The organism is Streptomyces sp. NPDC059524 (assembly GCF_042749255.1).
Taxonomy (GTDB): domain Bacteria; phylum Actinomycetota; class Actinomycetes; order Streptomycetales; family Streptomycetaceae; genus Streptomyces; species Streptomyces xanthii.
Window position 1 is genome coordinate 1 of record NZ_JBHYTK010000241.1, and the last position, 8,380, is coordinate 8,380.

Below are 8,380 nucleotides of genomic sequence, written 5' to 3' on the forward strand. Positions count from 1 at the left end.
CCCGCCCCCTTCGGGGGCGGGGCTTCTCTCTGTCCTCGTGGTGGCACCGCCATGCAGCACCACGAGGGGTCGGGGGAGTCGGGTCTAGCCGAAGCGGCCCGAGATGTAGTCCTCCGTGGCCTGGACCGACGGGTTGGAGAAGATGCGCTCCGTCTCGTCGATCTCGACGAGACGGCCGGGCTGGCCGACCGCCGCGAGGTTGAAGAACGCGGTGCGGTCCGAGACACGGGCCGCCTGCTGCATGTTGTGCGTCACGATGACGATCGTGAAGCGCTCCTTCAGCTCACCGATCAGGTCCTCGATGGCGAGGGTCGAGATCGGGTCCAGGGCGGAGCAGGGCTCGTCCATGAGCAGGACGTCCGGCTCGACCGCGATCGCGCGGGCGATGCACAGACGCTGCTGCTGACCGCCGGAGAGGCCGGAGCCCGGCTTGTTCAGGCGGTCCTTGACCTCGTTCCAGAGGTTGGCGCCCTTGAGGGACCGCTCGACGATGTCGTTCAGCTCGGACTTCTTGTACTTGCCGTTGAGGCGCAGGCCCGCCGCCACGTTGTCGAAGATCGACATGGTGGGGAAGGGGTTGGGGCGCTGGAAGACCATGCCGACGGTGCGCCGCACCGCGACCGGGTCGACGGCGGACCCGTACAGGTCCTCGTCGTCCAGCATCACCTTGCCCTCGACGCGGCCGCCGGGGGTGACCTCGTGCATGCGGTTCAGGGTGCGCAGGAACGTCGACTTGCCGCAGCCGGAGGGGCCGATGAAGGCCGTCACCGAGCGGGGCTCGACGGTCATCGAGATGTCTTCGATCGCCTTGTGGGATCCGTAGTAGGCGGTGAGTCCGCTTACGTCGATTCGCTTGGCCATGACTTGTTCACTACTTCCGGGTCGAGTCGCTGAGTGCTTCGAGATAGCCGCGTCAGCGGCCCGTCTTCGGGGCCTTCCAGCGGGCGATGCCGCGGGCCACGAGGTTGAGGATCATGATGAAGGCGATGAGGACCAGGGCGGCGGCCCAGGCGCGGTCGTACGCGGCCTCGTTGCCGCCGCTCTTCGCGTACTGCTCGTAGATGTAGAGCGGCAGCGAGGCCTGCGGGCCTTCGAAGGGGTTGCCGTTGATCAGCGGGTTGCCGAACACGAGGAGCAGCACGGGGGCCGTCTCTCCCGCGATACGGGCGACCGCGAGCATCACGCCGGTGGTGATGCCGCCGATCGAGGTCGGCAGGACGACCTTCAGGATGGTGCGCCACTTCGGGACGCCGAGCGCCAGGGAGGCCTCGCGCAGCTCGTTCGGGACGAGCTTGAGCATCTCCTCGGTGGAGCGGACCACGACCGGGATCATCAGGATCGAGAGGGCCATCGAGCCGGCGAAGCCGGAGAACCCGAAGCCGAGGATCAGGATCCAGAAGGACAGGATGAACAGGCCCGCGACGATCGACGGGACACCCGTCATGACGTCGACGAAGAAGGTGACCGCCTTGGCGAGCTTGCCGCGGCCGTACTCGACCAGGTAGATCGCCGTCAGGAGGCCGATCGGCACCGAGATCAGGGTGGCGATGCCGACCTGCTCCAGGGTGCCGAGGATGGCGTGGTAGATGCCGCCGCCCGTCTCCATGCTGGTGACGAAGCCCATCGAGTGGGTCAGGAAGTACGGGTCGAGGACCTTGATGCCGCGCTTGACCGTCTCGTAGACGAGGGAGGCCAGCGGGATCACGGCGAGGACGAACGCGACCCAGACGATGCTGGTCGCGACGCGGTCCTTGGCCTGGCGGGTGCCCTCGACCTTCGCGGCCAGCGCGAATGTGACGAGGACGAACAGGAGCGCGGCGAGCAGGCCCCACTGGATGCGGCTGTCGAGACCGGCGCCGAGGCCGATCGCGCAGCCCGCGGCGACCGAGCCGACCGCGATGGCCCAGGGGGACCAGCGGGGCAGGCGCGCGGCGCTCAGGGAGTCGGGGCGCTTCACAGGTACGGTCGCGTGGCTCATGCGTTGGCCCCCGAGTACTCCTTGCGGCGGGCGATGATCAGCCGGGCGGCGCCGTTGACCAGCAGCGTGATGACGAAGAGGACCAGACCCGAGGCGATCAGGGCGTCACGGCCCTGGTCGTTGGCCTCGGAGAACTTCGCGGCGATGTTCTGCGCGAACGTGCCGCCGCCCGGGTCGAGCAGGCTCGTGTGGATCAGGAAGTCGGGGGAGAGGACCGTGGCGACGGCCATCGTCTCGCCGAGCGCGCGGCCGAGGCCGAGCATCGAGGCGGAGATGACGCCGGAGCGGCCGAAGGGGATCACCGACATGCGGATGACCTCCCAGCGGGTGGCGCCGAGGGCGAGGGCCGCCTCCTGGTGCATCAGGGGGGCCTGCCGGAAGACCTCGCGGGAGACGTTCGTGATGATCGGCAGGATCATGATCGCCAGCAGGATGCCGACGGTGAGCAGGGTGCGCGGGGCGCCGCCCTGCCACTCGAAGATGCCGGTCCAGCCGAAGTACTGGTCGAGCCAGCCGAACAGGCCCTCCATGTGCGGCACCAGGAACAGGGCGCCCCACAGGCCGTACACGATGGACGGCACGGCGGCCAGCAGGTCGACGACGTAGGCGATGGGGCCGCCCAGCTTCTTCGGCGCGTAGTGCGTGATGAACAGCGCGATGCCGACGGACACCGGGACCGCGATCACCATGGCGATGACCGAGGTGACGATGGTGCCGAAGGCGAGGACGGCGATGCCGAAGACGGGCGGGGTACCGGTCGCGTTCCACTCGAAGGTCGTGAGGAAGTTGCCCTCGTTCTTCGAGAGGACCAGCGAGGCGCGGTAGGTCAGGAAGACCGCGATCGCGGCCATGATCACCAGCAGCAGGATGCCGGAGCCGCGCGAGAGACCGAGGAAGATCCGGTCGCCGGGGCGGGTGGCGCCGCGGGCCGCACGCTTGTGCTGGGCGGGGGTCGGGCGATCGGCGGGCGCTGGTGGCGCGGGTGATTGCGTAGATATGTCCATGGGGATTCTCCGGTCTGCGAAGTCCTCGTCACCCGGGTCGGGGCGGGGACTTCTGGCGGCGGTGCACCGGACGGTGCGGGCCGCCCGGATGCCGGGCGGCCCGCACTCTGGGTCAGCTCAGGCCGGCGACGGTCTCGCGGACCTTCGCGTTGATCTCGGCCGGGATCGGGGCGTAGCCCAGGTCGGCCAGGGAGGCCTGGCCCTCGTCGCTCGCCATGTAGGTGAGGAACGACTTGGTGGCGGCCAGGGTCTCGGCCTTGTTGCCCTTGTCGCAGGCGATCTCGTACGTGACCAGGACGATCGGGTAGGCGCCCTCGGCCTTGGTGCCGTAGTTCAGCTCCAGGGAGAGGTCCTTGCCGGAGCCCACGATCTTGGCGTCGGCGATCGCCTTCGAGGCGTTGTCCGTCGTGGCCTTGACCGGGGAGGCGGCACCGGTGGCGATGTCGACCGTGTTCATGCCCTTGGCGTAGGAGAGCTCCATGTAGCCGATGGCGCCGGCGGTCTGCTTGACCTGCTGGGCGACACCGGAGGAGCCCTGGGCGGACTGGCCGTCCTTGGCCATCCACGCCTTGCCGTGCTCGTACTTCCAGTCGGACTTGGCCGCGGCGCCGAGGTACTTGGTGAAGTTGTCCGTGGTGCCGGACTCCTCGGAGCGGTGGAAGGCCTGGATCTTCGTCGACGGGAGCTTCGCGTCGGGGTTCAGCTTCTTGATCGCCGCGTCGTCCCACTTGGTGATCTTCGAGTCGAAGATCTTGGCGAGGGTCGGGGCGTCCAGGACGAGGTTGTCGACGCCGTCCAGGTTGTACGCGACGGCGATCGGGCCGCCGACCATCGGCAGGTCGATGCCCTGGCCGGTCTTGCAGACCTTCTTGGAGGCGGCGACCTCTTCCGGCTTCAGCGGGGAGTCGGAACCGGCGAAGGCGACCTGGCCCTGGTTGAAGGCCTCGATGCCGGCGCCCGATCCGTCGGGCTTGTAGTTGATCTGCACGCCGGAGCAGGCCTGCGAGTAGGCCTTGCGCCAGGCGTCGATCGCGTTGGCCTGGGCGGAGGAGCCGGAGCCGAGGAGCTGGCCCTTGGCGTCGTCACACTTGATGTTGCCGGCCTTGGCGGAGGGGCCGCCGCTGCTGCCGCCGTTGGTGCCCGTGTCGTCCGAGCCGCACGCCGTGAGGGCCAGGGCGCCAGTGACGGCGAGAGCGCCGAGGGAGAGGGCGCGGAGCCGGTTCTTGCGCTGAAGCTTCACTTTCGGATGTTCCTTCCAGGAGCCGCCGGCCGCGTGTCGTCTGGCGGCGTGCGAAAGTCTGCGGATTTTCAGTCGAGCGATGGCGTGCTCCCCGGTGCCGGGGGGCTCACCGCACAAGGCCGAAATTAGGCAGATCAGGTGAAGCGGCCGATGGGCGAGAGTGAACGGCGGGTGAACCTCAGCGGGCGGTGCGGTTAGGTCACGGAGTGATTACGTCGAGCGAGTTCAGCAGGGCGTCGACGAGCCTGCGGTCACGGGGCTGGGTGAGCTTGGCGCGGGCCTTCGCGGGCGCCAGCCACACCAGCCGGTCCACCTCGCGGCTCGGCGCGAAGGCGCCCTCCGCGGCCTCGGCCGCCCAGTAGCTGACCCGCTTCGCGACGCCCTGCGCGAGATACCGCACCTCGGGCAGCACGGCGCCCGGCACGCACGCGAACCCGGTCTCCTCGCGCACCTCGCGCAGCGCGCAGGCCAGCGTGGTCTCACCCCGCTTGAGCTTGCCCTTGGGGTGCGACCAGTCGTCGTACTTCGGCCGGTGGACGAGGCAGACCTGCACGCCGCCGGCGCACGGGGAGCGGCGCCACAGGACACAGCCCGCCGCAAGGACCGCGCCGTCGTCCCCGTACACGGTCATGGCGTGCTCACCGGCTCCCGGCGCCACGCGTCCAGGAACGCCTCCCGCGCCGCCTCCACCTGATGCCGCTGGTCCGCGTGGAGCACGCCCAGGGCGTACGCGGTCGGCGGGGCGATGCGCGGGGTGCGGGCCGCCTGGGACGCGGCGGCGGCCGCCTCGGCGGCGTCCCGGTGCGCGTTCAGGGCGTGCGCCGCCGACGACAGGCGTACGGCGTCGGCGGGCGGGCCCGGGACGACCTCCAGGGCGTAGCGGTGCAGGCGCAGCAGCAGCCGCACGTGGTGCCAGGGCGTGTCCGAGCCCGAGTCGTACTGGCTGTACGGGGGCCGGCCGCCCAGCGCGGTGACGGCCTCGGCGAGCCGGGCCTCCGCCTCCGCCGCGAACCGGTGGAGCGGCGCGTCCACGCCGGACAGCGGCACCTCGCTGGCCAGCACCGCGACACTGTCCGCCACGGCGTGGAAGCGGGAGCTGCCGAGGGCCTGAAGCGCCGTGCTGTGCGCCCGCGTCCTGGCCAGGGTCAGCTGGCGGTCGAGCAACGCGGCCGCCTTCGCCGCGCCCAGCGCGAGGGTCTCCCGGCCGGGCGGCGCCGCCGGAGCCCCGTGCTCGGCACGCTGGGCGGGCGGCGCGACCGTGCTGGTGGTCAGCCGGTGCAGGGCCTCCGCGAGCCGCGCCAGCCGGTCCCCGTACGCGTGCTCGTGGGCCAGGGTGCCGGACAGCCAGGCCAGCTCGGGCCGCAGCGCGTCGGACCACTCGGCGTCGAGCAGCGGCCGGAACGTGTGCAGGGTGCCGCTGATGCGGCGGGCGGCGCGGCGCAGGGCGCGGGCCGCGTCCGCCGTGTCGCCGGCCGCGCCGGACTCCCGGTGCTGCCGCAGCGCACGCAGGAAGTCGGTCGCCCGGCCCCGCAGATGGGCTCCGAGCACGGCGTCCGTCTCGTACGCCTCGCTGGACTCAAGGTGTTGCTGTGCCACGCCGGCGCCTCCGGGCGTCTATGAGCATCTCCTGTACGTTGCGCAGGGGGCGCCCGTCCGCGTCCGTCGCGTGCCGGGTCCACTCGCCGTCCGGGCCGAGGTGCCAGGAGGCGGTGGTGTCGGACATCCCCGTTTCGAGCAGCCGGTTCAGGGCCGCGCGGTGCGCCGGGTCGTCGACGCGGACCAGGGCCTCGATCCGGCGGTCGAGGTTGCGGTGCATCATGTCGGCGCTGCCGAACCAGACCTCGGGGTCGCCGCCGTTGCCGAACGCGAAGACCCGCGAGTGCTCCAGGAAGCGGCCGAGGACCGAGCGGACCCGGATGTTCTCGGACAGGCCCGCGACGCCGGGGCGCACGGCGCAGATGCCGCGCACCCACACGTCGACGGGCACGCCCGCCTGCGAGGCCCGGTAGAGGGCGTCGATGACCGCCTCGTCGACCATCGAGTTGACCTTGATCTTGACGTACGCCGGGCGGCCCGCGCGGTGGTGCTGGACCTCCTGCTCGATCCGCGTGACCAGGCCGGTGCGCAGCGAGCGCGGGGCGACCAGGAGGCGGCGGTAGGTGGCGCGGCGCGAGTAGCCGGACAGCCGGTTGAACAGGTCGGACAGGTCGGCGCCCACGTCCTGGTTCGCGGTGAGCAGGCCGAGGTCCTCGTAGAGGCGGGCGGTCTTCGGGTGGTAGTTGCCGGTGCCGACGTGGCTGTAGCGGACGAGGGTGTCGCCCTCCTGGCGCACGACCAGGGACAGCTTGCAGTGCGTCTTCAGGCCGACGAGGCCGTAGACCACGTGGCAGCCGGCCTCCTCCAGCTTGCGGGCCCACTTGATGTTGGCCTGCTCGTCGAAGCGGGCCTTGATCTCGACGAGGACGAGGACCTGCTTGCCGGCCTCCGCCGCCTCTATCAGCGCGTCGACGATCGGCGAGTCGCCCGAGGTCCGGTACAGCGTCTGCTTGATCGCGAGGACGTCCGGGTCCTGCGCGGCCTGCTCCAGGAACGCCTGCACGGACGTGGAGAACGAGTCGTAGGGGTGGTGCAGGAGCACGTCGTGGCTGCGCAGCGCCGCGAAGATGTCGGGCGCCGACGCGGACTCGACCTCGGCGAGGTCACGGTGCGTGCCCGCGACGAACTTCGGGTACTTCAGCTCGGGCCGGTCCAGGCCCGCTATGGAGAACAGCCCGGTCAGGTCGAGCGGCCCCGGCAGCGGGTACACCTCCGACTCGCTGATCTTCAGCTCCCGCACGAGGAGGCTGAGGACCTCGGAGTCGATGGTCTCCTCGACCTCCAGGCGCACCGGCGGGCCGAAACGGCGCCGCATGAGCTCCTTCTCCAGCGCCTTGAGGAGGTTCTCGGCGTCGTCCTCCTCGACCTCCAGGTCCTCGTTCCGCGTCACGCGGAACATGTGGTGCTCCTCGATCGTCATGCCGGGGAACAGCTCGCCCAGGTGCCGGGGCGCGGAGATCACGTCCTCGATCGGCACGTAGCGCTGCGGCGAGGCCTCCAGGAAGCGGGACAGCAGCGGCGGGACCTTGACGCGGGCGAAGTGGCGGTGGCCGGAGACCGGGTTGCTGACGACGACCGCGAGGTTCAGGGAGAGGCCCGAGATGTACGGGAAGGGGTGCGCGGGGTCGACGGCCAGCGGGGTCAGCACCGGGAAGATCTGCTGCATGTACAGCGTGTAGAGCCGGGCCTGCTCCTTCTCCGTCAGCTCGTGCCAGCGGACGATGTGGACGCCCTCGTCGGCGAGCGCCGGGGCGACCTCCTCCTGGTAGCAGGCGGCGTGCCGGGCCATGAGCTCGCGCGAGCGGTTCCAGATCAGCTCCAGGACCTCACGGGGCTGCAGGCCCGAGGCGGAGCGGGTGGCGACGCCGGTCGCGATACGGCGCTTGAGTCCCGCGACCCGCACCATGAAGAACTCGTCGAGGTTCGAGGCGAAGATGGCCAGGAAGTTGGCGCGCTCCAGGAGCGGTGTGTTCGGGTCCTCGGCGAGCTCCAGGACCCGCTCGTTGAACGCCAGCCAGCTGCGCTCGCGGTCCAGGAAACGTCCCTGCGGGAGTTCGTCCCCGTCCGCGCGGCCGCTGTAGTCCTCCTCGTAGTCGTCCGGATCCGCGTCGATGTCGGCGACGATCCCGGCGAGCTTCGCGTCGAAGTCACCGGCCGCGACGGGATGCGGGCGGTGGGCGGCGAGGGAGCCTACGGAGGGCTGGGCCTTGGGGGACGACTGGTCCTGGGCGGCGTTCGGCTGGCTCATGCGCCCATTCTTCCGCGCGGAGGCACCGTTGAGCGCGTTGGACTCCGTCGGGGGGTCGGGAACGGGGGCGGGGGGCTGCATTCCGTGAGGGTCGCAAGGTCGTCTGAATCGTTGGTTACGGCGACATGACGTGCGGGCTATCTGGGGCTGGCCTGCACGCGCCGTGACTTCGACCGTTTCGTCGCCGGGTGCCGCCCGGTGGGGGCTGGTCGCGCAGTTCCCCGCGCCCCTGAAATGCAGGCGCTTCGCGCCGCATTTCCCCGATGGGGCGCCGCCCCGATGGAGATCGCGCACGAAGTGCGCATCTCCAGGGG

At 70.7% G+C, this 8,380-nt stretch carries 7 protein-coding genes; all 7 read right to left on the reverse strand.

The window, feature by feature from the left end:
- Positions 1-84: 84 nt before the first annotated feature.
- A complete protein-coding gene (gene pstB / locus ACFW9D_RS36765; RefSeq protein WP_188337755.1) occupies positions 85-861 on the reverse strand; it encodes a phosphate ABC transporter ATP-binding protein PstB in 777 nt (258 codons plus the stop codon).
- 52 nt (positions 862-913) lie between these two features.
- The gene (pstA, locus tag ACFW9D_RS36770; protein WP_188337754.1) at positions 914-1,978 is read right to left on the reverse strand and encodes a phosphate ABC transporter permease PstA; all 1,065 of its coding nucleotides are present in this window, start codon (positions 1,976-1,978) and stop codon (positions 914-916) included.
- Positions 1,975-2,982: a phosphate ABC transporter permease subunit PstC gene (gene pstC, locus ACFW9D_RS36775; protein ID WP_188337753.1), complete on the reverse strand. Its 1,008-nt coding sequence runs from the start codon at positions 2,980-2,982 to the stop codon at positions 1,975-1,977. The genes pstA and pstC overlap by 4 nt, the downstream gene beginning before the upstream one ends.
- Before the next feature lie 112 nt (positions 2,983-3,094).
- Positions 3,095-4,222 (reverse strand): phosphate ABC transporter substrate-binding protein PstS, encoded by a 1,128-nt coding sequence (gene pstS / locus ACFW9D_RS36780; RefSeq protein ID WP_188337752.1) that lies wholly within the window; start codon positions 4,220-4,222, stop codon positions 3,095-3,097.
- Positions 4,223-4,421: 199 nt separating this feature from the next.
- Positions 4,422-4,853 carry an NUDIX hydrolase gene (locus ACFW9D_RS36785; protein WP_384629661.1) on the reverse strand — a complete coding sequence of 144 codons (432 nt, stop codon included), beginning with the start codon at positions 4,851-4,853 and terminating at the stop codon, positions 4,422-4,424.
- Positions 4,850-5,818: a CHAD domain-containing protein gene (locus ACFW9D_RS36790; RefSeq protein ID WP_384629664.1), complete on the reverse strand. Its 969-nt coding sequence runs from the start codon at positions 5,816-5,818 to the stop codon at positions 4,850-4,852. The genes ACFW9D_RS36785 and ACFW9D_RS36790 overlap by 4 nt, the downstream gene beginning before the upstream one ends.
- Positions 5,799-8,066 carry an RNA degradosome polyphosphate kinase gene (locus ACFW9D_RS36795; RefSeq protein WP_384629667.1) on the reverse strand — a complete coding sequence of 756 codons (2,268 nt, stop codon included), beginning with the start codon at positions 8,064-8,066 and terminating at the stop codon, positions 5,799-5,801. Before ACFW9D_RS36795 ends, ACFW9D_RS36790 begins: the two co-directional genes overlap by 20 nt.
- Positions 8,067-8,380 lie beyond the last annotated feature (314 nt).